This window comes from Fonticella tunisiensis, assembly GCF_004364155.1.
GTDB classification, from domain to species: Bacteria; Bacillota; Clostridia; order Clostridiales; family Caloramatoraceae; genus Fonticella; species Fonticella tunisiensis.
The window spans coordinates 24,689-50,885 of the sequence record NZ_SOAZ01000014.1 but is presented as its reverse complement, the minus strand read 5'-3'; the positions used below and the strand labels follow the sequence as shown (position 1 = coordinate 50,885).

The window sequence follows — 26,197 nt, the reverse complement described above, 5'->3', positions numbered from 1 at the left end:
TTTTGTATTATTCAGTATTGTTTTTAGCCCATTCGTATTATTTATTCGAATAAGATAACACCATCCAAGCTGTAAAAATCTATTTATTTCCAGTCAAATAATAATCTACCAGATTATATATTTTCTCATTCAAATTTTCTAACATATCTTCACCGAGGGATTCGTTAAATCCCTGTCTATAACCAAGGACATAGGCATCGCTGTCATCTAAATCCAAAACTTCTCTGCTATTATTTTTTAAATATTCATCTGCATAGTCTAAAATACTCGATGATGTTGTTGGCGATTCCTTTTGGGGCATTACACCTTTCTTTATAAGCCCTTCTACCCTTTCTTCCGCTGCATCATATATATTATATCCACAATTAAATCCATGCAGATATCCTGTTTTGAAGAGTTCAATTGTTTCCATATTTGCAAATTCTTCATTATATTTATCAAAATTTTCTCTTGCAGCACTTTCCACTTTATTTAATATCCTTTCTCGCATTTCATGTTGTCCCATTCAAATCTTCCTTTCCGGTTACTTCGTAATCTATTTTAAACATTCAATATTATATTTATGAATTATATCGATTATAATATAAAGCATGGTTTATCGGCTTTTATCATTTAAGTTCCCTTTCAATGTTATTTTTAATGTCCATCATAAATATCTTGCCATAGTAGGGCTCATCGTCAGTTTGGGATTTAACTCCATAAAATAGAAATCCATTCTGGCCTTCAAGCATATAGGTAAAGTAATTGGAAGTAAGTTCTCCTTTGTCTGTGCCATCTTTTTTCATATTGTATAGCTTTCCAAACTCAATCCCATCAATATAATACAGTTTATCTCCATATAGCTTAAAGTCCTTTACATCCTTTGCAAGAACGGTCCTTTTTCCACTTTCAATATGAAGGCTGTAAAGTTCACCGGTACCACTTTCATTGTATTTTATATAGTAAAGCAATCCATCACTTATAACCATATTTCCAGTGTCGTAATCTGGTCCTTCGCATATGAGCTCATCGTCTATAAGCCTTACTTTGTCTTTTCCATCAGAGGTAATGCTGTAAAGGTTGTGATTTTTATAATTGATGTAATAGATTCTATCTCTATAGAGCTGAAATGAATAAACAGGATCATCTATGAGCTTTATTTCTTTTCCATATTCAAGGTCAACCTTGGCTATTCCATCGGGTCCCCATTTATAAAGGATATTACCATATATCTTAGATGAATATGAAAAGTTTAATACTGTATTTCTCTCTCCAGCACCAAGCTCAACTTCCTTTCCCGTTTCGTCTATTTTGTGAATGCCCATATATTCATCATAATAATAAAGGCTGCCCTTCCATTTAAAAAAGCCTTCAAAGCTCGTTCTCATTTTATCTTCACTTACTTTAATCATATCCTTCCCGTCGGTTCTAACCCTATAGAGTTTCTCACCCTTTGATGAATTTATAAAATAAATCCACCCACCATGAAGCAGTATTCCGTTATAATCAGCTTTATCCTCTGAAAGCTTTATCCTTTTCCCGTTCCCTGAGATTTTATAGATTTTAAAATCATAGGGGCTTACATAATATACATAATTACCTTCTACCTGATAAAGCCCTGGATAGGAAAGGCTTTTATCCAGCCCGAAGGCTTCATCCTTTGTATTTTCATCTTCTTTTTCATCCCACGTTTCTAAAGAATTATTTTCATCCGTATATCTGTATATTTCATCGTTTGTTAAGCTGTTTAAATATGGGCTCAAAGCTATTTTATTCCCCTTAGCTGAACTTTCAGCTGATTGGGCTGCAGCTTTGCTTATAAAATTCCTTTGAAATATAAGTACGCCGCATGAAATCCCTATTAGAAAAACAACAAATGCTGCAATTATTCCAGCCCTTATTTCCGGTAATTTTGATAAGCCTTTTTTTCTTCTCATTATTTTCATTTTATCCCCCCACGTTTATTCTTTATTAATATTATGGACAAGTATTTTATCAATTATTCATATCGTTTATATTTTCTTTGCAGAAATTACATAAAACTATCGAATACATTGCACAGCGGGAGAATATTTTGTTATTTATATCACAGCATAGACAGAGTTTTTATATTATACTAATAGTAAATGTACCTATTAGCAAACCTACAAAGGAGATTTTTATGAACATCAGTAAAAAAATTCTTAAACTTATACTCTTCCTATTTATATTGATTTTTTCAGGCTGCAGCGGGAGTTCAGCAAAACTGAACCGAGCCTCTAAAATTCCATCTGGTAAGGAAATAACATTTTTTGTTGCAACGGATATTCACTATTTGTCCAAAAGTTTGACCGATGATGGAGAGGCCTTTCAAAAATATATTTCCAGCGGCGATGGCAAACAGCTTGATTATATCGATGAGATAATGAGTGCCTTCGCAAATGATATTAAAAAAAAACCTGATATTCTGATAATTAGTGGTGATTTAACGAACAATGGGGAGAGAAAAAATCATCTTGAGCTTGCTGAAAAGCTAAAAAATATTGAGAAATCTGGAATTTCTGTTTTTGTAATTCCTGGAAATCACGATATACTAAACCCCTGGGGGAGAAGCTTTAAGGGCAGTAATCAGTATAAGGAAGATTATATTAACGATAAGGATTTTTCCAAAATTTATGGTGCTTTTGGTTATAATGAAGCACTATCGAGGGATATGAACAGTTTAAGCTATCTGGCGGACCCCTCAAAGGACATATGGTTATTGATGCTTGATACCTGCAAATATGAAAATAATGAAATTCTAGGCTTTCCACAGCCAGATGGAGAATTAAAACCAGGAACACTGGAATGGATAAAAAATGTACAAGCTTAGCACGTAAAAATAATGCACAAATTATAACAGTTATGCATCACAATTTAATTGCTCACAGCAATATGCAACAAGCCTGACGAAGAACAATTCTGAAAACACAAAGCTGCATATTCCAATTCAGAAAATGGTAACCAATAAGTAAAACCTCTGCCATCATGCAATAAACTGGCTGGCACAGAAGCCAGCCCCCTACAAATCTTGTGTGCATAAATAATAAGTTATTTCATGTACTCAGGCTTTCTTTCTTTAAAGTACACAGGTTTTAGATTGCACCTTTCAGCCATTTCAAATGCATCCTTAATATTTCTTCCAACATAGCTTTTTATGTGGGCATCGGAGCCTGTGGTTACTGTTCTTCCTCCAAGTTCATAAAATCTTTTATATATTGTTTCAAGATTTTTTACTGCCTTTTCATTTTCGAACCTTCTTGTGTTAATCTCAAGTGAAATTCCTCTATGAGCCGCAAGTCTGAGGACTTCATCGATGTAATCCGCAAATTCCTTGTAGTACATTTCTGTATCCCCATACCTTGCATATCTGGTTATATAATCGATATGCCCGAGGCTGTCTATGAAATCGTGCTCTTTTAGACATTCAAGCATATACTCAAGATAACGGGTATAGGCCTCATGCTTAGTCTTTCCCTTATAAAATTCATCCCCAAATAAATCCATATTATCAACGAGGTGGACTGAACCTAATACAAAGTCAAAGGGATACTTTTCTGTAAGGGCTCTGTTTTCCTCAACACAATTAGTTTTAAGTCCTAATTCTACACCAAGCAGAAGTTTATCATTTCTATACTTTGAGTATTCATTAAAATACGCATACTTATCAAATATAAACTTTTCCGGAACAGGATAATCTATATCCATATGCTCAGTTATTACAAGTCCAATATTAAGTTCCTCAGCTTTTTTCAAAGCCTCTGTTATTACCATCATTGAATCCGTAGAAAATCTTGTATGCAAATGGCTGTCAAACATATATTTTTCCTCCTCTCAATTATTTTTATACTCAAGTCTTCCACCTGCAAAGATCATTTCAACCTCAACATCCTTTATTCTATCAGGCTCTGTTTGGAATATGTCCTCAGGAAAGAACAATAAAATCCATAAAATCGCCCCTTTCGATTTATGGATATTATAATCTACATTGAAAAATTTCACAAGCAATTGTTATGTAAGTATTTCCCATCAATAAAAAATATGGTAAAATAAAAAAAATATATAATGGAGGGATAGCATGAATTTAAACATAAGACCGATTATGATGCAAGATGCTTCATTTATAAATGAAATTAGAAGAATGGATGGAGTAAGGGAAAACATGCTTGGGATTATAAGCGAGAGAATAACAAGAACAGAAGCTTTTATAAACGGGCTTACAGATAACGATCACGTTTTAGTTGCAGAGATTGAAGAGGAAGGTCAAAAGAAGGTTGTAGGGATAATCGGGCTTCACATAAATAAAAATTTAAGAACGAGGCATTCAGCATCGCTAGGAATTGCAGTACACAGGGATTATCAGGGAAAGGGCATAGGAAAAGCACTATTTCAAAAAATATTGGACCTTGCAGACAATTGGCTAATGCTTGTTAGAGTTGAACTTGGTGTATTCGTAGACAATGAAAGGGCAATAAACCTTTATAAATCAATGGGCTTTGAAATTGAAGGGAGAAAGAAGTATGCAGCAATAAGAAATGGAGAATATGTAGATGAATATATAATGGCAAGATATAGGTTAAAATACTGGAGATAATAATTTAAAGTTTCGTGAACTCCCTCTTCCTCTGTTCTTGAACTAGCTCTGCATGAAACAAAATTTACCACAAGATTATGAAAAAAGTTTCAATAATAATCTAAACTTAAGCTAACTTGTTGTGCTACTCTGAAAAGTTCATTGGAATAAAAGTAGAAAGCATGTACAGACCGGCGCTGCGATAAAAAATATATTTCATTCACCAGTACGCTTGCGCACAGAGATTCTAAAGCTCAGGACAGCTGACAAGCCAAGTAAGCTTTTAAAACTCGCTTAGCTCAAACACCACGAACTCTACTAAGGCTTCTCAGCTGCCCACTCGCTAAGAACCTCTAGTTGCTCGCTAAAATAGTTCGTTTTATATATTTTTTTATCACAGCGTCGGTCTGTATATATTTTCTGGTTTTATTCCAATGAACTTTTCAGAGTAGCACAACGCGTTAATTTATCTCTCATTTAATAATTATACAAGATTTCAAATATCATTATATTCCATGAGGATTTTATGCTCCCTCATTTAAGAATTTATACTGGGACATATAGAGGTTATAATACGCTCCCCTCAAATTTATAAGCTCCTCATGAGTTCCTTCTTCAACTATTCTCCCACCGTCTATGACCATAATTCTATCCGCATCCCTTATAGTTGACAATCTATGGGCGATTACAAAGGAGGTTCTTCCAAACAAAAGCTTTTTTATTCCCTTTTGTACAAGCCTTTCCGTAAAGGTATCTATATTTGAAGTTGCCTCATCAAGTATTAATATTCTTGGATTTGCAAGGAGTGCCCTTGCAAAGGATATTAGCTGCCTCTGGCCAACGGAAAGCCTTGACCCCCTCTCGTTGACTACCGTATTATATCCATTTTCAAGCTTCATTATAAACTCATGGGCATTAACCGCCTTTGCCGCTGCAATAACCTCCTCGTCTGTGGCATCCAGCTTTCCATATCTTATATTTTCCATTATGGTTGTTGAAAACAGAAAGGTATCCTGCAGCATTATTCCCATTTGAGACCTTAAAGACTCGATTTCAACGTCCTTAACGTTCTTTCCATCTATCAAAACTTCTCCCTTCTGGGCGTCGTAGAATCTGCTTATTAAATTTACAATGGTTGTTTTTCCTGCCCCTGTAGGTCCAACAAGGGCAATGGTTTCACCTGGCTTCACCTTAAAATTTACGTTATCAAGTACAACTGTGCCATCCTCATATCCAAAGGTTACATTCTTGAATTCTACGCTGCCTTTTATTCTGGGCATTTTAACAGCGTCATGGATACTTACAATATCCGGTGGAATGTCAAGTATTTCAAATATTCTTTCCGCTGCTGCAAAGTTTGTTATAAGGGTATTGTAGAAATTGCTTATATTAAATATTGGCCTCCAGAACATTCCTATATATCCGATGAAAGCCACTATAGTTCCTACCGTCACCCTTCCTGCACCGTACAGCTTAACGCTATACCAAAAAACTATTATCGTTCCTATTCCAGAGGATATTTCAACAATTGGCCAGAAAAGATCATTTAGCCTTACCGCACTTACAAAGGCATCCATCATTTCCTTCACAAGTTTTAAGAAGGATTTTGAAGTCCTTTTTTCAGCTGTAAAGGACTGTATTACCTTTATTCCTGAAAAGTCCTCATGGGTATAGGCGTTGGTGTTTGACCTTTTCTGCCTGTAAGCTTGCCATCTCCTTCTGCTTACAACCTCTATTGTAAACATGCTTGCTGCGAGAAGGGGCAGTATGCTTATTGCTGCAATTGCAAGCTTAAAATTCATTGAAAACATAACAACTGCAACGCAAATTAGCGTTAAAAGCTCCGGAATAAAGCTTGTTACGCTGTTTGTGAAAAGGTCCTGCAGGGAATTTACATCTCCTATAACCCTGGCCAGAATCTTTCCTGCAGGCCTGCTGTCAAAGAAGGAGAAGGAAAGCTTTTGAATATGAGAGTAAAGCTCCTGCCTGATTTTTAAAAGAATATTGTTTGTAACCGACGACATAAGTCTTATCCTCTTCCTTGAGGCAAACATTGCGAGTAAATTAAGCAGAGTCATAAACACTCCTATCTTCATAAGCCCGTTTATATTTTTGGCGCCTATATAATCGTCAATGGCAATCTTTAAGAGGTAAGGATTTAAAATATTGCAGGCCATAACATATATCATTAGAAGTATTACAACTAAAACCTTCATTTTATATTCCTTAAGATAGGTTAATAGCCTCTTAATTATCTCAAAGTTTGACCTCCTTTTTAAATCCTCGTCCTGCTTTACTGTATTTCGAGCCATTATATCACCTCCTGCTGAATATTCTCAAAATCTTTGAATTGTTCACAGTAAACCTCGTAATATCTTCCTCTCAAGTTTAAAAGCTCCTGATGGGTTCCCCTCTCAACGATCTCTCCATTTTCAAGAAAAATGATTTCGTCGGCATTTTTAACTGCCGATATTCTGTGTGCAATTATGAAAGTTGTTGCCTTTCTTTGCCTGTTATTTAAATTTTTTAATAACTGATATTCTGTCTCCATATCCAGGGCGGAGGTCGCATCATCAAGTATGAGTATACTTGCATCCTTTATAAGTGCCCTTGCAATTGATATCCTCTGCTTTTGTCCTCCTGAAAGCCCGATTCCCCTTTCTCCGATTACTGTATCATAACCATCTTCAAGCTCTTCTATAAATTCATGGGCACATGCCTCCCTGCATGCCTCCTTTATTTCCTCAAAGGTTGCGTTTTCCTTTCCAAGTCTTACGTTTTCGGCAATGCTCTCAGAAAAAAGAAATACATCCTGGGAAACTAATGATATTGAATTCCTCAGGGTTTCAAGATGGATATCCCTAACGTCGCAACCATCAACTAAAACCCTTCCTTCGCATACGTCATAGTACCTTCCAATGAGATTTATTAAAGAAGTTTTACCTGAACCTGTTGTACCCATAATGGCAATTGTATTACCAGCTTTTGCACTCAGGTTTATATTCTTTAATACATATTCCTCTCCGTATTTGAATGAAACGTTTTCGAAAACCACATTCCCCTGTATCTTTTCAGGTACTACAGGGTTATCGCTGTCTTTAATTTCAGGGACGATGCTCATTATATTTTCAATTTTCTTCGCTGATGCACTGGCCTGTGCAATAAGATTTGTAAGCCATCCTATCATTCTCATGGGCCATATTAGCATCCATATATATCCGTTAAATGAGACAAGCTCACCTATCGACATACTTCCTCCGGCTACAAAAAGGCCCCCAGCCGATATGACCATTACAACGCACAGGTTGCTTATAAACTCTATTGCTGGAAAAAACTTTCCCCATACGTTGGCCTGCTTCATGTTTAAATTGTAATTGGTCTTATTAAGCTCTAAAAATTTGAGTATCTCATGCTTTTCCCTTGCAAAGGCTTTGACAAGCCTTACTCCGGCAATATTCTCCTGGGCCGTGGTGTTTAAGACGGCAACATGATCGCTTATATCCTCATATGCCTTTCCAATTTTCTTTTCAAGCCTCATGGCTAGAATTGCAAGAAACGGCATTGTAATTAAACTTACAAGTGCAAGTTTCCAGTTCATAGAGAAAAGTATTGCAAATGCTGTTATAAAATATATGGTGTTTTCGATTGCAAGCCCTATTCCAAATCCAACTGCCCTCCATACGTTATCAACATCCTCGCCTATCCTTGACATGAGCTCTCCCGTGTTCATTCTGTCAAAATAGCTAAAGGGCAAGCTTTGAATGTGATTAAATATATCCCTCTTAAGCTCTATACTTACCCTTGTAGATAAATAATCAAAGGTAAACTCTCTGATATATCCTAAAATAGTTCTTGAAAAGGTAATGATCCCTATTCCTAAAAGCACTTTTCCCAAAAGCTCAAATTCCTCTTTCTTTAATACCCTGTCTATCATGATCCCAATAAGGTAAGGGTTAAACATATCCAGTGCAATGCTAATAATCATTGAAGCAAATGGTATAACAACAAAAATTCTGTACTTTTTAACATACCTTAGCACATTTTTCATATTAGGTCCCCCTTTAATTGAAAATAAAAAACCATGGTTTCCCATGGCCGCACAAACGAAAATGATTATACATATAGAATCATAATAGGGAATATAAAAAGGCCATGGGACGACAGCCCATGACCATGATTTCAAAATCATTTCATACTAAATATATTATTTGAGGTAGGGCTATCGTAAATAAAGCTTGAAACAGCTGTATTAATTTTTAACATAAAAGTATCGCTAAAATTAGGCATAAAGGTTCCAATTAAAATTGCGTCAACAGCTGAAACTCTTAACTTAATCATTTTTCCTACCTCCTTTTAAAAAATTTATTGACATTACTATTTAATATTACTCCTTTTTTTCCCATATGTCAATGTTTTTTACTATTTTTTATTTTTGTACCAATAATTTCAATAGTGACATTTTGTTTGTAAAATTATAGTCTTTACAACTACATTTCATCAATCTGCCTTGTTGACAAAAATATATGAGTATAATTAAAAGTCCATAGTAAAAAATATAATTGTAAATTAATTTAGGAGGTGCCGTATATGACTGAAATCAATCAAAGCATAGGCTGTAACGTTACAGAATGCAAATACCATGCAAAGAGTGATGAATACTGTTCACTTCCACATATAAAGGTGGTTCATCATCATCATCCTGCAAAGACAGTTGAATGTACTGACTGTGGAAGCTTTGAACCAGACCCAAATTATGTAAAATAAAACACCCGAGCTTCAGATTATTCGTCTGAAGCTTTGTTATCTTTCTTTCTATATAAAAAGAACAATAGCTATTCCTTTTGCTTAGCACCCCTTATTTTTTCCAATCTTTCAGCGAGCCTTCTCTCTCTTTTTCTTACCTCTTCAATATAATCATCAATATCTCCATTGAAGGTGAGAGTCTCCCCAAAGTATATCCTTTCAAGTGCTTCCCTGGATTTATTTATAATGCAGCTTTTGTTGTGTTTTTCTCCGCAGTTTAAACACCCCTCCACTGCAGCTATTATTGCAGCTCTTATTTTATCTCTGTTAAAATTTTTTATTCTGTGTTCAGGCAGCAGGAGCTTATCCTGAGGCACTCTGTAATCGCCGGTCTTCTCTGCGTTTTCAAGCAAATCTTTTGTATATCCTATCAAACATTTATTTCTGTCACAGTCGCCACAAACTTCCTTTCCGGGACAAACATCATTTATACAGGCTTTAAGCCTGTGTGTATTTATATAAAGTGATGATGCAACCTGCTTTAATGGTGTGGTTTTTCTTTCCTTTATGCTTTGAACAATTGGCTTTGCAAAAAGATATGAAGTAATGGCTAAAATTATAAAGAAAATAGCTATATTTAAAGGCGTTAAATAACTTGATGGAAGGTTTTCAAACAGCTTTAAAATACCGAAGAACATAAAAACTGCTGCCGATAAAAATTTAATTGCATATTCAGGTATCCTCTCCCCAAGTTTACTTCCAAGGAATATTCCTATTTCGCTGGTTGCAAGCATACCTGAAACGGTACCCATAAGTATGAAAAGTGGATAGGCTGCATCGGTTGAAAGAGTTATAGCAGTCAGTTGCGTTTTATCTCCCAGTTCTCCTATGAAAAAAGATGTTGCTACAGTAAGTATTGGTCCAAGGTTCTTTTTCGATTCTTCTTCCTCCTCTTCATCACTTTTGAGTGTCCACAGTCCAAATAGTATAAAAGATACCGCTGCAATGAGTTGTATTGTATTTACTGGTATAATGTTTGATAAATACACACCAAGTGCAATGGCCAGACCATGGTTTAAAGCTGAACCGATAAGTACTCCAATCAGCACCTCTGAAACCCTGTACCTTGTTGCAAATGTCATTGCAAGTATTTGGGTTTTATCCCCCATTTCGGCCATGAAAATAAAGAAAAAAGCCTTGAATAATTCCTTAAACATTACCTTTCCTCTCCTTATACCATTTAACAATATTAAAAGGAGCAAAGCTTCCAGCTTAACAAAGCCAAAGAAGGCCATGTCAAGCTAAAAGTCTCGCTCCTTAAAACTCTTAAGTGAATAGGACCAGGTTTTAACCAGTGTGTTGATCCTATACATGGACAATGTCCATAGCTACTCCCTTTTAACTTACCAGTAAGTTTATTATACTAAAAAAAACAGGCAAATAACAAGTATAATTCCTTATTGCTAGAAAATTATAATTCCCTCGGCCTGTATTTTAATGTTCTAAAAAGCTCGTCCAGTTCCTTCTTTGTGAGATTTCTCCATCTGCCCATTTTGAGATCTCCAAGTTTTATATTCATAATGCGTATGCGCTGAAGCCTTCTGACCTTGTACCCGAAAGATTTACACATTTTTCTTATCTGGCGGTTTTTGCCCTCGGTTAGGATTATCCTGAATACATGGGAACCCACAGGACTTACCTTACATTTTTTAGTTACATAGTCATCAATTTTAACACCGTTTGCCATTCCCTTTAAGAACTCTTTAGTAATTGGTTTATCGACGGTTACAATGTATTCCTTCTCGTGGTTGTATTCTGATCTTAATATTCTGTTCACTATATCACCATCGTTTGTAAGGAGTATAAGTCCATCGGAGTCCTTGTCAAGACGTCCTATGGGGAATATCCTTTCTGGATGACCTACAAAATCTATAATGTTACCTTCAACATGACGTTCTGTGGTACATGTAATTCCAACTGGTTTATTTAGTGCAATATATATATGCTTTTTCTTCCTGTTTAAGGGCATGCCGTTTACCAGAACTTCATCCCCTCCCTTAACGTCATCTCCAAGCACAGCAACTCTTCCGTTTATAGTGACCTTTCCATCTTCAATGAGTTTATCTGCTTCCCTTCTTGAACAAAATCCCGTTTCGCTTATGTACTTATTTATTCTCATAATATCACCCCCTCAGTCATACTCGCTATCCATATTTTAACCTTATTATACCTTTTTAGCCTGCTTACTTATTTTTATGTAGTAAAATAGAGATATCGAATACAGCCGGTATCTCCTGATAATTATACCAGAGCGATTTCCCTTTAACAAAGATTTGGTTTCAAATTTCCTTTAAATATACAGGCGATGGATTAGGCGACAGAACTACAAAACAGGACATGTCCCTTTGCCCTGTATTTGTAATGCTGAAAACCTCGTTTCCAGTACAATAAATAACATCTCCCTCGGAAACCTTGTGGACCGCGCCGTCAACGGTCATTTCGCCCTCTCCGGTAATGACAAGCACAATAAGATCGCTGTCCTCATGATTATGAGGAGGGACTCCCTGTCCCGGCCTGAAATTTAAAACAAAGTTAAGTATCCTTTTCTCATTGTATAAAATTCTTTTTGTCAGCGTATTGTCCATATAAACCATTTTATCAGACAATTTTTCTATCCTCATACGTTTCCTCCTTAAATTCAACTTTTCCATCAATTAGTTTTACTCTAAAATCAACTTTTAATTATATAATTCTGTATAAACGTTTCAATTTATTTTTTCATTGTACAGGTGGTCCTATATCCATTATTACTGCTAATATAATTTGATTTCAATCAAATTATAAATTGACCTCAATCATCGTTTTAATACATCGTTCAATTTATAATTTAATCATGAAATAAAACGAAGGGGAGATGTAAAATGGCTAATAAAATAATGATCGCAGAAAATTCTTACTGGGTGGGAAAAGTTGATGATAGAAAGGTTCCATTCCACAGGCTTATTCTTGAGAAGGGAACAACATATAATTCATACCTTCTCTACACCGAAAAGCCAACTGTTATAGATACAGTTGACATCATGTATGGTGCTGAGTTTGTTAAAAACCTTCAGGAAATAATCGAACTGGATAAAATTCAATATATAGTTATTAATCACGTTGAACCTGATCATGCAGGCGGACTTCCTGCACTTGTCAATAAAGCAAAGAATGCAACAATCGTAACAACTGAAAAGGGAAAAGAGCTTTTAATTGGAATGTTCAAGCTTCAGGACAAAAAATTCCTTGTTATAAAAGATGGTGACACCCTGGACATTGGCGGAAAGACACTCAAGTTCTTTGAAACACCATACCTCCATACTGAAGAGACAATGATAACCTACTGCATTGAAGATAAGATACTTTATCCATGTGACCTTTTCAGTACACACGTAGCAACCTATGAGCTTTTTGACGACCTTGCCAGTGAGGATATAACAGAAGACTTTGCAGGATACTACAAGCTTATTATGCACCCGCACAGGCCCTATGTAAGGGATATGATAGAAAAGATAAAGGATATTGAAATAAATATGATTGCACCATCCCACGGCTATGTTTTAAGATCCAATGCCAAGAAGTATATTGCCCTCTATGATGAAATGAGCCAGAAGGTAAGTACAGACAAAAAAGCTCTAATACTATTCAGTTCCATGACAGGAAACACAGCAAAAATTGCACAGTATATTTCACAGGGACTAAATGATATGGGAGTTGAAACCAACGTTATTAATACCAAAAATGCAGACCTTGAATCCATATTATCCCTTGCTGAGAAATCAGACGCCATAATCGTTGGAAGCTCTACAAAGTATGCTGACATGATCGGCAACATCGAAGATACGTTAAAAGAAATATTAAAGCTTGACCTTAGAGGCAAAATTGGTGCAGCCTTTGGTTCCTTTGGCTGGAGCGGCGAAGCAGTCGAAATTCTCAACGACTATATAAGAAACAGCAGCATGACACTTTTAGACACATCATTCCTCGTTAAAACAACTGGAGATGAAAGCATTAAACTTCCTTTAAGAATTAGATTCAGCCCTGATGAAAATACAAAGAATATATGCATAAGGGCTGGAAGAGTAATTGGAGAAGTATTAATCAAACAATAATTTTAATCTCCCATTGTGTTCCCTACGGAGCCAATGGTTTACATATTTTTATAAGAAGCCGGCACAATAGACTGGCAAATATATGTTATTTAGGAGGTTATAGTATGGACAAGATACAGAAATTGATATCCGTTCTTGAAAGGTTAAACAACGGTGAACCTAGTGAAGCAGTAAGGAAGGAAGCCATGGAGCTTGTACAGAGTGTAAATCCCCTTGAGCTGTCCCTTGCGGAGCAAAAGCTTATAGAAAATGGACTTCACCCTGAGGACTTAAGAAATCTATGTAACGTTCATATGGAGGTTCTTAAGGATGAGCTTTCAGGCTTAAAGTCACAGGTTGAAAAAGGACATGTTCTTGATACATTTATATTAGAACATGATGAAATTTTAAAACTTTTAACAAAGATCGATGAAATAAATAGCAGAATCCAAAAATTGGAAAAATTTGACGAAAATAACTCCGATTTTAAAGCACTTCTTGAAACCGCTGAACTTATTATCGCTGCAGAAAACCATCACCAGAGGGAGGAACGCGTTCTCTTCCCCGAAATGGAAAAGAGAAACGTTACAGGCCCAACACGAATTATGAGAATGGAACACGAAGATTTAAGGGCTAAAAAGCGTAAAATCAGGGATCTTGCCCTCAAAGTTTCTGAAATGGACTTTGCGGAATTTAAAAAGGAAGTTGATTCCTCCGTCAAATACGTTGTATTTAATTTAAGGGATCACATTTTTAAGGAAAACCACATACTCTATCCAACTGCTATAAATATAATAAAGGATAATAATGTATGGGACAAGATGAAGGAAGAATGCGATAAAATTGGATACTGTCCCTTCACGCCAGGGGTATAAATAAGGAGGGCTTAAATCTGACCCTCCTACAACATTTCTTCAAGCCTTTCCACGTCTTTTATAACAATTTTTTTATTGCCAACAAGCTCAATTATTCCAGCATCCTGCATACTTGTCAGCTTTCTACTTATAGTTTCCCTTGTGATACCTATATAATTTGCCATTTCTTCTCTGCTTAATGGAGTGTTAATTTCAATGCCTTCACTGGTCTTCCTGCCAAAATCCTTTGCAAAATTAATCAAAAGCCCGGCAAGCCTTGCCTCAACATCCTTGGTACTCAAGGTTTGAACGAGTTTTTCAAGTCCCACAACTCTATCATGAATATGTTCAAGCATCTTAATTGGAATTTCAGGATTGACCCTTATAATCCTGTCAAAATTATCCTTAGTAAGTATACATACATCTACATCCTGCAATGCCTCGGCATTGAACTCATACTTCCCTCTCTTGAGAAGGCTTAAGTCACCGATAAAATCTCCTTCAGAGAGTATATACAGTATCTGCTCCTTTCCTTCCTTTGTGTATTTATATATTTTAATCTTTCCCTTATTTATTATAAAAAGCTTATCCGACACATCTCCTTCAAAAAATAGAATCTGACCTTTTTTATATTTTCTCCTTTTAATCATGCTTATAACTTCTTTTATGTGTTTATCATCAAGCATAGAGAATATAGAAACCTTTCTTGCACAGTATTTTCCTGTGCATCCTTCACAGGTATATGTCTCACATCCATTTGTGCAGCTCATGATGTCCCTCCCTCCCAATCGCAAGGATACTTTTAAAAATGTTCAGCTCTATGATAAAACCTTTACGTATTAAAATATCATAATTTCATTATTAAATGAATGATTTCAGTCACAAATTTGTCAAAATGCCTGTAGATACAGACTATATTAGCGTTTCTATATGATCAAGATGCCTCTTTACATTATCAAAGGTATCCAGCTTTTTTGCCTCTTCTATTGAAAACCATCCAATTTGATGATTTTCCAAATTTATAATCTCATCACATTTTGCCCGTGCAAGATAAACAAAATCCTCATGATAATGATCACCAAGATCTTCAAGTTGCACAAGTATGGGATGGGGAAGAATCCTTGCCTTCTCATCATTTTTGTCATTGATATCCTTTGTGTTATAGATAAACTCAATCTCAAGCCCTGTCTCTTCCTCAACTTCCCTTATTGCAGCTTCATGAATAAGCTCATTGTCTTCAACATGCCCTCCTGGAGGAAGCCATGAGCAAAGCTTTTTATGAAGCAGCAGCAAAACTTTATTATCCTTGTTTAGTATGTATACAGCCACAGCCCTGTCAAATTTCATATATTTCTTCCTTCCCTTTCACTAAACTCTCATTTCATATATGGCATCAGCGTTTTAACCTATATAACTTTTCATTAATATTGTTAGTATAACAAAATATACTATAACAATTGAAGCTTTAATAATGGATTTTTTCATTGTTGTACCTCCATATATAAAATCATCCTTTATTATAGACGTTATACTACTCTGAAAAGTTTCATAAAAAATCCACCTGAGGTGGATTTCGAAGGTAGATTTTTTTTTACATAATAGTAACCGGAGTACCCACAGGCACTAGATTAAAAAGTTCGATTACATCCCTGTTATACATTCTTATGCATCCATGTGAAACAAACTTGCCAATGGATGATGGATCATTGGTACCGTGTATTCCAAAACCCCTTTTACTAAGCCCCATCCACCTGGCTCCAAAGGGTCCCCCCGGATTTACCTGCTTATTTATTATCCTAAAGGTACCCATGGGGCTTGGTGTCAGCATTTTCCCAACTGCAATGGGGTATGTTTTATAAACCCTGCCGTTTTTGTAGAGGGTAAGCCTCCTGGTCTTTGTGTTAACAAAAATTTTCCACACCGGCCTTGCAAACCTGCACATATTCCCATAAGGACATATAAACATTATGATCCCCCTAAAAATATTTTCATAGTATAATATTTTATAATACTATGAATGGTTACAGAGGAAAACGTGCTTAATAATTAATGGATGCGTAATATCCTGCTACATATCCCGACGACCATGCCCACTGCAGGTTATATCCTCCGCAGTCTCCATCTATATCGAGTATCTCCCCTGCAAGGTAAAATCCCGGGACCAGCTTCGACTCCATTGTTACCGGGTTTACATCCTCAACGTCTATTCCACCCGCTGTGACTTGAGCTTCTGTCCATGACTGGGTACCTGTAATCTTGAATCTCCATCGCTTTAAGATGTTCACAATGCTTTTTATCTCCTTAGGCATAACCTCTCTGCAGGGTTTGTGCATATCTGCAATATCAGCTTCCTTAATAACAGCCGGAATAAGCCTTTTATTTAAAAGGCCTACAAAGCTAAAATCAAGGGGCTTATTTGGCCTGTAGTCCAGCCTTCTTCTTATCAAGTCAAATACTTCCTTATCACCGGCATCAGGAAATATATCAACCTCAATCCAGGGGCTGTTGCCTTCTGAAAGCTGCTCTGAAGCTTTCCTGCTAAGTTGAAATATCGGAGGTCCTGAAATTCCATATGCAGTAAACAATATTTCTCCCATTTCCTCCCTTAAAACCTTATCTCTGACTCCCAGGGCAGCTTTTCCTTGAAATTTTACACCGTTTATTCCCTTAAGATGTGGAGAATCAAGCCTGAGCTGTACAAGTGCCGGGAAGGTTTCTACCATTCTGTGGCCTAAATCCAGTGCAAGCTTATAGCCGCTCCCGTTTGATCCGAGGTTTGGTGCAGCCCTTCCACCCGCTGTCAAAATTACCTTATCCCCTTTAATTATTTCATTGTTTTTAGTATGGACATTAAATCCCTTTTTAGTGGGCTGTATTCTAACAACCTCAGCGTCACATATCTCCTCTACCCCGAGTTCCTCAAGCTCATACCTTAAAACATCAAGGACACTTGATGCCTGATCTGAATAAGGGTATACCTTCCCATCCCTTTCTTCTTTACATGCTACCCCAAGCTCTTCAAAGAAATCTATTGTCTGTTCGACTGAAAACTGTTCAAGGGCATCCTTTATAAACCAAGGATTTTTTCCATGATACCTATCTACGTTTGCATAAACATTTGTCAGGTTGCATCTTCCATTTCCCGTCGCAAGTATTTTCTTTCCTACACGATTCATACGCTCGATTATCTTAACCTCCGAACCGTTCCTCGCAGCCGCAATGGCCGCAACAAGCCCTGCAGCTCCTCCGCCAATTACAAGAATTTGATTTCTATCCATATCAAAACTCCTTTACAAAGTTTGACTTCCAGCATTTTTATTATTATACCAAACCTCTAATATAGTATAAAGACGATCAATAAAACTGCTCAAAAAACCCTGTAATCGAAAATTCGATTACAGGGTTTTTTTATTTTTTCCTGAACTCCTTATAAGTGAAGTCAGTGCTGCAAAACATGCTATAAGCGAACCTATTATATAGGTTAAATGCATCGCTCCTGTAAAGGACTGCACCCTTAATGCTTCACCTGTTACTCCCAATCTTCCAAGCTCTACGTTTAAAGCGTTTAAACGGTTTGTGAAAACTGCACCTGATACTGCAACACCAAGCACCATTCCCATGTTCCTCATGGTTGCGAGCATTCCCGAAGCAATTCCTCTCCAGTTACCCGGAACGCTTCCCATTATTACGCTGTTATTTGGTGTCTGGAATAGCCCTACTCCTATACCTGTAGTTATAAGAGCCAGGGATATCTGAAGCCTTGGTGAGTTTATACCAAGCTTGCTAAGCTGCCATATTCCAAAGGCCGCAATGCCCATACCAACTGCGCTTAATATCCTGCTATCCGTTCTGTCTGATAAAATTCCGCTTATTGGCGCAAGAATCATTGTTGTAATAGGCATGGGTATCATAAAAAGCCCTGCCTCAGACGCAGGCAGCCCCCTAAGCTGCTGAAGATAAAAGGGCATTAAAAACACTACGGTATACTGCGCCATATAGTTTAACATGGCTGAAATGTTGCTCATGGAAAACTGACGGTTTCTAAAGAGCTTAAGGTTTATCATAGGATATTCTGTTGTTTTTTCTATAAAGATGAAAAGTATAAGGAAAATAAACCCTGCTGCAAGAAGGGTAGGTATATACCATACCCCCCATCCAATTCTCTCAACAAGGCTTAGGGGCAACAATATGCATATCAGCGCAATGAAAATTACAAATGCTCCCATTATATCAAATGGCTGCCTTATAATATCCTTTCTTCCGGGTATAACTTTAATCCCCCAGAGTATTCCTATGATACCGACTGGAAGGTTTATATAAAATATACTTGACCAGTCGAAGTTTGAAACCAAAAAACCTCCAAGTACAGGCCCTGCAGTAAGGGCAACGGATACTGCAACCGCATTGACTCCAAGTGCTTTGCCTCTATCCTTGGGATGAGATATGTCTGTGATTATTGCCGGTCCCATAGACATAAGCATTCCAGCTCCAAGGGCCTGAACTGCCCTTGCTACTATCAAAAATCCAATGGTTGGCGATAGTCCACAAAGTACTGAACCTATGGTAAATATTATAAATCCTGATATGTATATTCTTTTGTGACCGTACATATCCCCCATTCTGCCGTATGTAAGCAGAAGGCTGCTTATTATCAATAGATAGGACATAACCACCCATTGAACGGCAGCCAAAGGCGCGTTAAAATATTTAGTTATATTTGGAAGGGCTATGTTTACAACGCTTGAATCCAGCGCTCCCATGAAAGTACCTATGGCAACGGCTATAAGTATCTGTATTCTTCTACCTCTGGTGATGGTCTCGTATAGTGGAACCCTATTATTCATATCCTTGTTTTCTTCCATTTTTACCTCCTAAAACTTTATCATTAGAATTATACACAGTATATGGTTGAAGAAACTAGATATCCTGAACCACGTTTTTAACCCACTTTTTAGATATAATTCAGTGTATTGGTTCCAAGTGAAATTGCACTTACAATCATAGGAACAAATGCCTGCCTTACACTTCTTGAGGCAAAGCTGAAGGAGAAGCTAATTGCTGTAATTGTATAGCTTAAGGATACAATCCTTAGGTATTTGACTCCAGTATCTATAACTTCCGGGTCAGCCGAGAAAATCCCCATTATAAACTCAGGAAGGAAAAACCCTCCTATTGTAAACAGTATACTAATAATTCCACCTGAAATGATCGATATTCCAAGAACCCTTCTGATATTTTTAATGTCTTCCTTCCCCCAGAACTGGGATATAAAAATGGAAAGTCCGCTGTTTGTTCCGAACAATAAAAGCGTAAATAAAAAGAAATACTGGTTTGCAAGGCCAACCGCTGCAATCTCCGTCTTTCCAAGCTGCCCAATCATTATCGTATCCACCATATTTAATGATGAGGATATGAGGTTCTGCAGGGCAATTGGAAGAGCAATGGACAGCATTGCTGTATAAAAGCTTCTATTCTTAAATAGTTTATGCCTCATCAATTCTCTCCTTTTGTGGTTTTATTAAAGCCTATGCCTGGTAACAGCATCAGCTAAAAAACTTTAACATTTTCTAATATATTATAACATTTTGGAAGGCATATAACAAATTAACATATATTTTGGTTTCATAAATCTATAATAGTATACTCATTATCAAGTAAATTAACATAGAGAAGCTTGTTCCTCAGAATTGTCCCTCTGCCAGTTAATAACTTTACAACTTCGCTTACTTCGATGGATGCAGCCAAAGCAGGAGTGAAGGATGGGTTTCCCAGGGTATTAACCTTTGATGTTGCTTTCCCGTATATCCTCTGGAAAGTTCTATCCCCGGGAAATATGGTTGAAACCTGTGCATACCATCCTTCGATGGCACCGTGGACAAGCGGGATTGATAGTTTTTCACATGCATCCGCCAGCAATTTCCTCCCTTCCAAGTTGTCAAGGGCATCCACCACCACATCATTTCCATTTATAATTTTTTCAGCATTTTCCTTTGTAAGTTTCTCTTCTATGGCTTTAACTGTAACAAAGGGATTTACAAGCATCATCCTTTTTTTAGCCTTTTGTGCCTTACTCTTCCCGATGGATTCATCGTCGGAAAGTATCTGCCTGTTAAGATTGGTTTTGTCAAAAACGTCACCATCAACGGCGGTTATGTAACCTATCCCAAGCCTTCCAAGCATCTCTATTACATATCCACCAATCCCCCCGCAGCCGACAACGCACACCCTGCAATTTTTTATCCTTTCATTTTCTTCCACAGTTAAAGTTCCTATGTTTCTTTGATATCTTTCCATGATTCATCTCTACCTCTCCCTAACAACCTCAATTTTATCTCCAGGTTTTATCCACCCTGCCTCAAGTACCCTTGTGAATATCCCTTCCCTTGGCATTATACAGTCGCCAACCAGAGTCCTGATTTGACATCCCACATGGCATTCCTTGCCTATCTGGGTAACCTCCATAAGGGTTTCGCCTATTTTAAGCTTTGTTCCAACAGGAAGTTTAAAAAGATCTATTCCCTCTGTTGTTATGTTCTCTGCAAACTTTCCTGTGCAAAAGCCATCGATTCCAAGGGACTTCATCTTATCAATACTCTCCTTGCCAAGAAGGCTTACCTGCCTGTGCCATTTTCCTGCATGGGCATCACCAACAAGCCCATGCTCAACTTCGAAATACCCCTTTTCAATTGGATGCTTTATAACACCCTTCTTTTCACTTATATTAACAGATAATACCCTTGCCATATTAACCCTTCCTTTCAAAAACACCTGATTTGCCTCCCCTTTTTCTAAGGAGCATTACATCGGATATAATCATTTCCCTGTCAACGGCCTTGCACATATCATAGACAGTCAAGGCCGCAACCGATACCGCAGTCATAGCTTCCATTTCAACGCCCGTCTGCCCCGTATTTTTAACTGTAGCCGTTATATCAATGCAGCACATCTCAAAATTCATTTTAAAGATTAAATCGCACCCTGATATAAAAATGGGATGGCACATGGGAATTATATGGGATGTGTTTTTAGCCCCCATAATTCCTGCTACCTGGGCAACGGATAAAACATCCCCCTTTTTTATTGTTCCCTCCCTTATCCTTTCAAGGGTTTCTCTTTTCATATAAACCCTTGAAAATGCAACAGCTTCCCTTAGCGTTTCCTCCTTTGTGCTTACGTCTACCATTCTAGCCCTTCCCTCTTCATTTATGTGAGTTAATTCCATATTATCCCCCTATCTGATACATATCCTTTAGGCTCCTGCTAATTCCTTCCCTCTCGAGATGGTGTTCTCCTGGTTTATTAAATATGGATTTTTTAATATTGGCCAAAAGGCCGATCTCATTATGAATATGGTTTTTAATATTTATTTCATCCATCGAATGTAAGCAGGGCTTTATAGTGCCCGAGGCCGTTAGCCTTATTCTGTTACAGGTGTTGCAGAACTTACAGCTAAGCGGGCTTATAAACCCAACTGTTCCCTTTGAATTTTTAAGCTTATAAAGTGAGGCTGTTCCTCTAATATCTGCCTGAAGCGGTATTAGTTCAGGAAAGCATTTTAATATTTCTTCCGACGGAATATGGCCTTCTTTAAAATATCTTCTTCCTTCGCCAATAGGCATAAGTTCAATAAACCTCACCTCCACAGGTATTTCCTTTGTAAGATTAATAAAGTCCTCTATTTCATCATCGTTTATTCCTTTTATAACAACGGTATTTAGCTTTACGGGGCTTAGCCCGATGCGAATACAGCTTTCAATTGCTTCAAATACCCTTCCTATATCTCCTCCCCTTGTAATTTTTCTATATCTGTCTTCTCTTAAAGTATCAAGGCTTATGTTAACCCTCTTAAGCCCTGCCCTTTTTAGTTCTTTTGTCGTGTCAGAAAGGAGGATTCCGTTTGTAGTAATTGTAATATCCTCAATTCCAGGTATTTTTGATGTTTCATAAATTAGCCCTTCTATTCCTTTTAATATAAGGGGTTCTCCTCCCGTATATCTTATTTTTTTTATACCAAGGGTTGAAAAGGCTTTTACAATTTTTAAGATATCCTCAAACCTTAATATATCATCATGATGAACTTTTCTTACCCCTTCCTCAGGCATGCAGTATATACACCTTAAGTTGCATCTATCCGTTAGTGAAACCCTGAGATAGTCTATATTCCTTCCAAAACTGTCTAACATGGAATCCCCCCTATATTAAAACAATTTTCCCTATATGGGAATAGTCATAACCTCCAAGCCTGTCAAGCTCCTTTTTAAACTCGTCGCTTGTTATTACTTTTATAAAGTTTTTAATCATTTCCGTTTCCAGATATTCTAATGGGACGGCTATATCATATTCCTCACTTCCTATGGGAATAAACTCAAGCCCCATCATAGCTGCAGCAGAATATATTCCAATACCCACATCCGCGTCTCCCGCTTCAACCGCTGCTGCAACCCCAAGATGGGTAAACTCCTCCCTGTCATAGCCATTTATAGCTTCAGGCATTATCCCCTTCTTTTTTATAATGTAGTCCATCAATAACCTTGTACCCGAGCCCCTCTGTCGATTTACAAATCTAGCCCTTTTCTCCACAATATCTTCCATTGCCTTTATATTTAATGGATTACCCTTCTTCACCATAAGCCCCTGTATTCTTTTAACACATTTTATTAGAGCCATTTTTCTATTTGGAAGATACTTTTTTAAATAGGATACGTTGTACAAGCCGCTTTCCATATCAAGGAGATGAATTGGTGCCATATGTGTTTCTCCATTTCTTAATGCCATAATCCCTCCCATACTTCCAACGTGGGCCGATGACAAATACATGTCTCTGTTTTCGCTATGAAGAAGGTTTCCTGCGATATCCATGATGGGATCGTGGCTTCCTATGCATACTATTGTATTTTTTATGTCCCCTTCATCCTTTAAAAGCTTAACTTCAACCTCTGTTCCAGCTTCTATTCCCTCTGTATTCTGGGGTATTTCAAGTATTCCATCTGCCTGGACAAGAGACATTGTAGCCCCTGCCCCCCGGCTCAAGGGCGCTGCTATAAGCTTGCGTCCCACGTATCCAAGCTTAACTCTCACAAACTCCAGGTATTTAAGGGATGACATAATACGCCTCGATGTCACTGCCCTTACCCTTTTAGCCTCCTCTGGTTTTAATCTCTGATACATATATATAAGCCTCTTTACTATAAACTCCATAATTACATAGGCTGACACAGGGTATCCTGGTATGCCAATGACAGGTTTTCCTTTAATATGCCCCAGTATAACGGGCTTTCCGGGTTTTATGGAAACGCCGTGAACAAAAACCTCACCGAGCTCTTCTATAACCCTTGAGGAAAAATCCTCCCGTCCTGCCGATGAACCTGCATTTATAAGTATGATGTCGCACTCCTCCCAGGCCCTTAGGACAGTGCTTTTTATGTCTTCATAAACATCCTTTTGGATGTCATATCTTTTTGCCTTTCCTCCCCACTCCTCTATCTGGGCTGAAAACACCCTTGAGTTAAACTCTATTATGTCTCCGGCCTTTAGGCTGCCTCCCGGCTCAACAAGCTCCGTTCCCGTTGGGATTATCCCAACTTCGGGCCTTTTATAAACCTTTAAATCATTTACTCCACCCGCCATCAAAGCCCCTATATCAACGGGTCTTATTTTATGATTTGCAGGAAGTATGAGCTGGTTTTCAACTATGTCCTCACCTATTGGCCTTATGTTTTGATAGGAAGAAGCGCTTTTATATATGGCTACATGGGTTTCATCAATCCTTATAAGGTCCTCAACCATTATTACGCAGTCATACTCAGAGGGTATTGGGTCCCCGGTATCGACTATAATATAATCCCTTCCCTCCTCAAGTATTATGTGATTTTTCTCTGAGGCTCCCCTGGTTTTACTGCTCAGCGTTGCTATTCCATCCATAGAGGAGGAATTGTAATGAGGTGATGAAATCTTAGCATACAATGCTTCAGCCGTAACCCTTCCCCAAGCTTCCCAAGTTTTAACTATTTCAGTCCGGGGATTTATATTCTGAATCCCTTTAAAAAATATATCAATTGCATCATCAAACTCGTGATTTGAAAGGTACATCCTCTGTTCCATTCCTATTCCTCCTTAGAGTTTATATACCATAACCCTTTCCCCTTCCTTTATTCCTTCAAGGTTTTTGCTGAGCCTTATATATCCCCATGCCTTAGAAAAGGCTGAAATTATACCTGACTTTGAAAGAATCGGGGCAGCAGTTAAATTACCGTTCACGAATTTAAGATTTACAGGAAGAAATTCCTCCCTTCCCTTAGCCTTGTGATAGTTTATCGTAAAGGTACAGGGCATGGGATAAACCTCTTCCCTTTTTCCATAAACTCTGTCTATGCAATGCTTAACTATTGTTTTAAAAACAACAGCACATGCCAGAGGATGCCCAGGAAGTCCAAATATAATTTTTTCTCCTGCTTTGCCAATCAATGTAGGTTTACCTGGTTTTATAGCTATTCCATGAACTAATATCTTCGAGTTTTCAAGGGACTTAATGACTTCAAGCGTTTGATCCTTCTTTCCAACGGAGCTTCCACCTGAAATTAATACCATGTCACATTCCTCCCATGCCCTTGCTATAACTTTCTTCATGCTATTGAAGCTATCCCTGTGGATTCCATATATTGCGGGCTTCCCCCCTGACTCTTCTATGAGTGTGCTTAAGAGATAGGTGTTTACATCTCTTACCTGTCCTTTAAGTGGAGTAGTTGACGGCTCCACTATTTCATCTCCGGTTGAGATAATTCCACACCTAATTTTTTTACAAACCTCAACTTCTATTATGCCGAGGCTTGCAAGAACACCAGCTTCATATGGCCTTATAGTTGTTCCCTTTTTTATAACAACTTCCCCCTCTGCAGTATCATCCTTTTCCTCTACCACGTTTTCTCCAGGATAGGGTGGCTTGTTTACAAGTACTGTATTTTCATCGAGTTTTTCAGTATATTCAATCATTACAACACAATCGGCTTCATCGGGTATCATTCCTCCAGTTGGAACATATACGCAATCGCCGGGAGAATCTAGATTAGTCCTGCACTCTTCTCCCATTTTCACCTCGCCTTTGATTTCAAAAATTCCAGGAATTGATTCGCTTGCCCCAGCCGCATCCTTTGATTTTAATGCATAACCATCCACAGCGGATCTTCTAAACCCGGGCACATTTTCCTCAGCTATGATGTCTCTGTATAATACCCTTCCCAAAGCCTCCAAAAGGGGTATTTTTTCCGGTTCAGGCTCCATTTTGAAGTTATCGTCTATTATTTTTTTTACCTCGTCTACATCTACCACCTTAAAAAGCTCCATAAGACCCCCTCCTCAAAATTTTAGAACATAAGTTCCAAGGAAAGTTAATCCTTTCTGGCACATTCACTTGCTTCTCCAAGAAGTATCTCCACCCCATGGAAAATAGCAGGCATAATAGCCTCGAGGTTTTCAACAGCCCCCCTGGGGCTTCCAGGAAGGTTTATTATAAGGGTTTCTTCCCTAATTCCTGCAATACCCCTTGAAAGCATTGCCTTTGGGGTGATTTCAAGTGACTTCGCCCTCATTGCTTCACCTATCCCAGGAACATACTTTTCAATCACTCTTCTGGTTGCCTCAGGAGTTACATCCCTCTTAGAAAAGCCTGTCCCCCCGTTTGTCAATACAAGGTTTACCCTCAGGCCGTCGCAAAGATAAATAAGCTCCTTCTCTATCTCATCCATCTCATCGGGTAAAATTTTATAATACTCAACCTCATATCCCCTTCCTTCAAGAAGCTTCATTATGGCAGGGCCTGTACCATCTATCCTCTCTCCCCTTGAGCTACTGTCGCTTATTGTTAATATTGCTGTTCTTATCATGGCTGTTCTCCTCCATTTCTT

At 37.7% G+C, this 26,197-nt stretch carries 28 protein-coding genes; 5 read left to right on the top strand and 23 right to left on the bottom strand.

Going from position 1 to position 26,197, the window contains the following annotated elements:
• Nucleotides 1-79: 79 nt before the first annotated feature.
• Both EDD71_RS09345 and EDD71_RS09340 read right to left on the bottom strand, forming a co-directional pair.
• Nucleotides 80-505, bottom strand: coding sequence for a hypothetical protein (locus EDD71_RS09345; protein WP_133628473.1), 426 nt, complete (start codon nt 503-505; stop codon nt 80-82).
• Nucleotides 506-608: 103 nt separating this feature from the next.
• Nucleotides 609-1,925 (bottom strand): DUF5050 domain-containing protein, encoded by a 1,317-nt coding sequence (locus tag EDD71_RS09340; protein ID WP_133628472.1) that lies wholly within the window; start codon nt 1,923-1,925, stop codon nt 609-611.
• A gap of 215 nt (nt 1,926-2,140) precedes the next feature.
• On the opposite strand from EDD71_RS09340, the gene EDD71_RS09335 reads away from it, so the two are divergent.
• Nucleotides 2,141-2,830, top strand: a complete 690-nt coding sequence (locus EDD71_RS09335) for a metallophosphoesterase family protein (protein ID WP_133628471.1) — start codon at nt 2,141-2,143, stop codon at nt 2,828-2,830.
• A 218-nt stretch (nt 2,831-3,048) separates the two neighbouring features.
• Here EDD71_RS09335 and EDD71_RS09330 read toward each other — a convergent pair whose 3' ends face one another.
• Both EDD71_RS09330 and EDD71_RS15360 read right to left on the bottom strand, forming a co-directional pair.
• Entirely contained in the window at nt 3,049-3,816 is a 768-nt protein-coding gene (locus tag EDD71_RS09330; protein ID WP_133628470.1) for a histidinol phosphate phosphatase, read from the bottom strand.
• Between the two features lie 15 nt (nt 3,817-3,831).
• Complete coding sequence (locus EDD71_RS15360) at nt 3,832-3,999, bottom strand: hypothetical protein (protein WP_166636427.1); 168 nt, start codon at nt 3,997-3,999, stop codon at nt 3,832-3,834.
• A gap of 76 nt (nt 4,000-4,075) precedes the next feature.
• On the opposite strand from EDD71_RS15360, the gene EDD71_RS09325 reads away from it, so the two are divergent.
• Entirely contained in the window at nt 4,076-4,591 is a 516-nt protein-coding gene (locus EDD71_RS09325; RefSeq protein ID WP_133628469.1) for a GNAT family N-acetyltransferase, read from the top strand.
• Between the two features lie 503 nt (nt 4,592-5,094).
• Here the strand turns inward: EDD71_RS09325 and EDD71_RS09320 are convergent.
• The 3 genes from EDD71_RS09320 to EDD71_RS15355 form a co-directional block, all read right to left on the bottom strand.
• On the bottom strand, nt 5,095-6,882 hold the full coding sequence (locus tag EDD71_RS09320) for an ABC transporter ATP-binding protein (RefSeq protein WP_133628468.1): 1,788 nt from the start codon (nt 6,880-6,882) through the stop codon (nt 5,095-5,097).
• A complete protein-coding gene (locus EDD71_RS09315) occupies nt 6,882-8,618 on the bottom strand; it encodes an ABC transporter ATP-binding protein (protein ID WP_133628467.1) in 1,737 nt (578 codons plus the stop codon). Before EDD71_RS09315 ends, EDD71_RS09320 begins: the two co-directional genes overlap by 1 nt.
• 137 nt (nt 8,619-8,755) lie before the next feature.
• Entirely contained in the window at nt 8,756-8,908 is a 153-nt protein-coding gene (locus EDD71_RS15355; protein ID WP_166636426.1) for a hypothetical protein, read from the bottom strand.
• A gap of 249 nt (nt 8,909-9,157) precedes the next feature.
• On the opposite strand from EDD71_RS15355, the gene EDD71_RS09310 reads away from it, so the two are divergent.
• Nucleotides 9,158-9,334 (top strand): DUF1540 domain-containing protein, encoded by a 177-nt coding sequence (locus tag EDD71_RS09310; protein ID WP_133628466.1) that lies wholly within the window; start codon nt 9,158-9,160, stop codon nt 9,332-9,334.
• Nucleotides 9,335-9,402: 68 nt separating this feature from the next.
• Here EDD71_RS09310 and EDD71_RS09305 read toward each other — a convergent pair whose 3' ends face one another.
• The 3 genes from EDD71_RS09305 to EDD71_RS09295 form a co-directional block, all read right to left on the bottom strand.
• Nucleotides 9,403-10,530 carry a TMEM165/GDT1 family protein gene (locus tag EDD71_RS09305; protein ID WP_166636425.1) on the bottom strand — a complete coding sequence of 376 codons (1,128 nt, stop codon included), beginning with the start codon at nt 10,528-10,530 and terminating at the stop codon, nt 9,403-9,405.
• 254 nt (nt 10,531-10,784) lie between these two features.
• The gene (gene rluF, locus EDD71_RS09300) at nt 10,785-11,492 is read right to left on the bottom strand and encodes a 23S rRNA pseudouridine(2604) synthase RluF (protein ID WP_133628464.1); all 708 of its coding nucleotides are present in this window, start codon (nt 11,490-11,492) and stop codon (nt 10,785-10,787) included.
• 160 nt (nt 11,493-11,652) lie between these two features.
• Nucleotides 11,653-11,994 carry a cupin domain-containing protein gene (locus EDD71_RS09295; protein ID WP_133628463.1) on the bottom strand — a complete coding sequence of 114 codons (342 nt, stop codon included), beginning with the start codon at nt 11,992-11,994 and terminating at the stop codon, nt 11,653-11,655.
• A 240-nt stretch (nt 11,995-12,234) separates the two neighbouring features.
• On the opposite strand from EDD71_RS09295, the gene EDD71_RS09290 reads away from it, so the two are divergent.
• The gene (locus tag EDD71_RS09290) at nt 12,235-13,464 is read left to right on the top strand and encodes an FprA family A-type flavoprotein (RefSeq protein WP_133628462.1); all 1,230 of its coding nucleotides are present in this window, start codon (nt 12,235-12,237) and stop codon (nt 13,462-13,464) included.
• A 104-nt stretch (nt 13,465-13,568) separates the two neighbouring features.
• A complete protein-coding gene (locus tag EDD71_RS09285) occupies nt 13,569-14,318 on the top strand; it encodes a DUF438 domain-containing protein (RefSeq protein WP_133628461.1) in 750 nt (249 codons plus the stop codon).
• A gap of 26 nt (nt 14,319-14,344) precedes the next feature.
• Here EDD71_RS09285 and EDD71_RS09280 read toward each other — a convergent pair whose 3' ends face one another.
• From EDD71_RS09280 to EDD71_RS09220, 13 genes are all read right to left on the bottom strand, one after another.
• On the bottom strand, nt 14,345-15,067 hold the full coding sequence (locus EDD71_RS09280; protein WP_243116433.1) for a Crp/Fnr family transcriptional regulator: 723 nt from the start codon (nt 15,065-15,067) through the stop codon (nt 14,345-14,347).
• 142 nt (nt 15,068-15,209) lie between these two features.
• Nucleotides 15,210-15,644, bottom strand: coding sequence for an NUDIX domain-containing protein (locus EDD71_RS09275; RefSeq protein WP_133628460.1), 435 nt, complete (start codon nt 15,642-15,644; stop codon nt 15,210-15,212).
• A gap of 244 nt (nt 15,645-15,888) precedes the next feature.
• Nucleotides 15,889-16,263 carry a L,D-transpeptidase gene (locus EDD71_RS09270; RefSeq protein ID WP_133628459.1) on the bottom strand — a complete coding sequence of 125 codons (375 nt, stop codon included), beginning with the start codon at nt 16,261-16,263 and terminating at the stop codon, nt 15,889-15,891.
• A gap of 73 nt (nt 16,264-16,336) precedes the next feature.
• Nucleotides 16,337-17,575 (bottom strand): BaiN/RdsA family NAD(P)/FAD-dependent oxidoreductase, encoded by a 1,239-nt coding sequence (locus EDD71_RS09265; protein ID WP_133628458.1) that lies wholly within the window; start codon nt 17,573-17,575, stop codon nt 16,337-16,339.
• A gap of 117 nt (nt 17,576-17,692) precedes the next feature.
• Nucleotides 17,693-19,159, bottom strand: coding sequence for an MFS transporter (locus EDD71_RS09260; RefSeq protein ID WP_133628457.1), 1,467 nt, complete (start codon nt 19,157-19,159; stop codon nt 17,693-17,695).
• An 89-nt stretch (nt 19,160-19,248) separates the two neighbouring features.
• Nucleotides 19,249-19,791: an MATE family efflux transporter gene (locus EDD71_RS09255; protein ID WP_133628456.1), complete on the bottom strand. Its 543-nt coding sequence runs from the start codon at nt 19,789-19,791 to the stop codon at nt 19,249-19,251.
• Nucleotides 19,792-19,919: 128 nt separating this feature from the next.
• Complete coding sequence (locus tag EDD71_RS09250) at nt 19,920-20,591, bottom strand: HesA/MoeB/ThiF family protein (RefSeq protein ID WP_133628455.1); 672 nt, start codon at nt 20,589-20,591, stop codon at nt 19,920-19,922.
• A gap of 9 nt (nt 20,592-20,600) precedes the next feature.
• The gene (locus EDD71_RS09245) at nt 20,601-21,041 is read right to left on the bottom strand and encodes an MOSC domain-containing protein (RefSeq protein WP_133628454.1); all 441 of its coding nucleotides are present in this window, start codon (nt 21,039-21,041) and stop codon (nt 20,601-20,603) included.
• A 1-nt stretch (nt 21,042) separates the two neighbouring features.
• Complete coding sequence (gene moaC / locus EDD71_RS09240; protein WP_133628453.1) at nt 21,043-21,519, bottom strand: cyclic pyranopterin monophosphate synthase MoaC; 477 nt, start codon at nt 21,517-21,519, stop codon at nt 21,043-21,045.
• A 1-nt stretch (nt 21,520) separates the two neighbouring features.
• On the bottom strand, nt 21,521-22,480 hold the full coding sequence (moaA, locus tag EDD71_RS09235; protein WP_133628452.1) for a GTP 3',8-cyclase MoaA: 960 nt from the start codon (nt 22,478-22,480) through the stop codon (nt 21,521-21,523).
• A 10-nt stretch (nt 22,481-22,490) separates the two neighbouring features.
• Complete coding sequence (locus EDD71_RS09230; RefSeq protein ID WP_133628451.1) at nt 22,491-24,398, bottom strand: molybdopterin biosynthesis protein; 1,908 nt, start codon at nt 24,396-24,398, stop codon at nt 22,491-22,493.
• Nucleotides 24,399-24,410: 12 nt separating this feature from the next.
• Entirely contained in the window at nt 24,411-25,637 is a 1,227-nt protein-coding gene (locus tag EDD71_RS09225) for a molybdopterin molybdotransferase MoeA (protein WP_133628450.1), read from the bottom strand.
• A 44-nt stretch (nt 25,638-25,681) separates the two neighbouring features.
• Nucleotides 25,682-26,176, bottom strand: coding sequence for a MogA/MoaB family molybdenum cofactor biosynthesis protein (locus EDD71_RS09220; RefSeq protein WP_133628449.1), 495 nt, complete (start codon nt 26,174-26,176; stop codon nt 25,682-25,684).
• Nucleotides 26,177-26,197 lie beyond the last annotated feature (21 nt).

Excerpts from the sequence above, each read along its gene's own strand:
- EDD71_RS09260 (WP_133628457.1), bottom strand. The coding sequence starts at position 19,159 with ATGGAAGAAAACAAGGATATGAATAATAGGGTTCCACTATACGAGACC.
- EDD71_RS09315 (WP_133628467.1), bottom strand. The coding sequence starts at position 8,618 with ATGAAAAATGTGCTAAGGTATGTTAAAAAGTACAGAATTTTTGTTGTT.
- EDD71_RS09320 (WP_133628468.1), bottom strand. The coding sequence starts at position 6,882 with ATGGCTCGAAATACAGTAAAGCAGGACGAGGATTTAAAAAGGAGGTCA.
- EDD71_RS09270 (WP_133628459.1), bottom strand. The coding sequence starts at position 16,263 with ATGTTTATATGTCCTTATGGGAATATGTGCAGGTTTGCAAGGCCGGTG.
- EDD71_RS09330 (WP_133628470.1), bottom strand. The coding sequence starts at position 3,816 with ATGTTTGACAGCCATTTGCATACAAGATTTTCTACGGATTCAATGATG.
- rluF (WP_133628464.1), bottom strand. The coding sequence starts at position 11,492 with ATGAGAATAAATAAGTACATAAGCGAAACGGGATTTTGTTCAAGAAGG.
- EDD71_RS09280 (WP_243116433.1), bottom strand. The coding sequence starts at position 15,067 with ATGAGCTGCACAAATGGATGTGAGACATATACCTGTGAAGGATGCACA.
- EDD71_RS09245 (WP_133628454.1), bottom strand. The coding sequence starts at position 21,041 with ATGGCAAGGGTATTATCTGTTAATATAAGTGAAAAGAAGGGTGTTATA.
- EDD71_RS09295 (WP_133628463.1), bottom strand. The coding sequence starts at position 11,994 with ATGAGGATAGAAAAATTGTCTGATAAAATGGTTTATATGGACAATACG.
- EDD71_RS15355 (WP_166636426.1), bottom strand. The coding sequence starts at position 8,908 with ATGATTAAGTTAAGAGTTTCAGCTGTTGACGCAATTTTAATTGGAACC.
- EDD71_RS09305 (WP_166636425.1), bottom strand. The coding sequence starts at position 10,530 with ATGTTTAAGGAATTATTCAAGGCTTTTTTCTTTATTTTCATGGCCGAA.
- EDD71_RS09230 (WP_133628451.1), bottom strand. The coding sequence starts at position 24,398 with ATGGAACAGAGGATGTACCTTTCAAATCACGAGTTTGATGATGCAATT.
- EDD71_RS09345 (WP_133628473.1), bottom strand. The coding sequence starts at position 505 with ATGGGACAACATGAAATGCGAGAAAGGATATTAAATAAAGTGGAAAGT.
- EDD71_RS09285 (WP_133628461.1), top strand. The coding sequence starts at position 13,569 with ATGGACAAGATACAGAAATTGATATCCGTTCTTGAAAGGTTAAACAAC.
- EDD71_RS09225 (WP_133628450.1), bottom strand. The coding sequence starts at position 25,637 with ATGGAGCTTTTTAAGGTGGTAGATGTAGACGAGGTAAAAAAAATAATA.
- EDD71_RS09250 (WP_133628455.1), bottom strand. The coding sequence starts at position 20,591 with ATGGAAAGATATCAAAGAAACATAGGAACTTTAACTGTGGAAGAAAAT.
- EDD71_RS09220 (WP_133628449.1), bottom strand. The coding sequence starts at position 26,176 with ATGATAAGAACAGCAATATTAACAATAAGCGACAGTAGCTCAAGGGGA.
- EDD71_RS09335 (WP_133628471.1), top strand. The coding sequence starts at position 2,141 with ATGAACATCAGTAAAAAAATTCTTAAACTTATACTCTTCCTATTTATA.
- EDD71_RS09325 (WP_133628469.1), top strand. The coding sequence starts at position 4,076 with ATGAATTTAAACATAAGACCGATTATGATGCAAGATGCTTCATTTATA.
- EDD71_RS09255 (WP_133628456.1), bottom strand. The coding sequence starts at position 19,791 with ATGAGGCATAAACTATTTAAGAATAGAAGCTTTTATACAGCAATGCTG.
- moaC (WP_133628453.1), bottom strand. The coding sequence starts at position 21,519 with ATGGAATTAACTCACATAAATGAAGAGGGAAGGGCTAGAATGGTAGAC.
- EDD71_RS09310 (WP_133628466.1), top strand. The coding sequence starts at position 9,158 with ATGACTGAAATCAATCAAAGCATAGGCTGTAACGTTACAGAATGCAAA.
- EDD71_RS09290 (WP_133628462.1), top strand. The coding sequence starts at position 12,235 with ATGGCTAATAAAATAATGATCGCAGAAAATTCTTACTGGGTGGGAAAA.
- EDD71_RS09340 (WP_133628472.1), bottom strand. The coding sequence starts at position 1,925 with ATGAAAATAATGAGAAGAAAAAAAGGCTTATCAAAATTACCGGAAATA.
- EDD71_RS09265 (WP_133628458.1), bottom strand. The coding sequence starts at position 17,575 with ATGGATAGAAATCAAATTCTTGTAATTGGCGGAGGAGCTGCAGGGCTT.
- EDD71_RS09275 (WP_133628460.1), bottom strand. The coding sequence starts at position 15,644 with ATGAAATTTGACAGGGCTGTGGCTGTATACATACTAAACAAGGATAAT.
- moaA (WP_133628452.1), bottom strand. The coding sequence starts at position 22,480 with ATGTTAGACAGTTTTGGAAGGAATATAGACTATCTCAGGGTTTCACTA.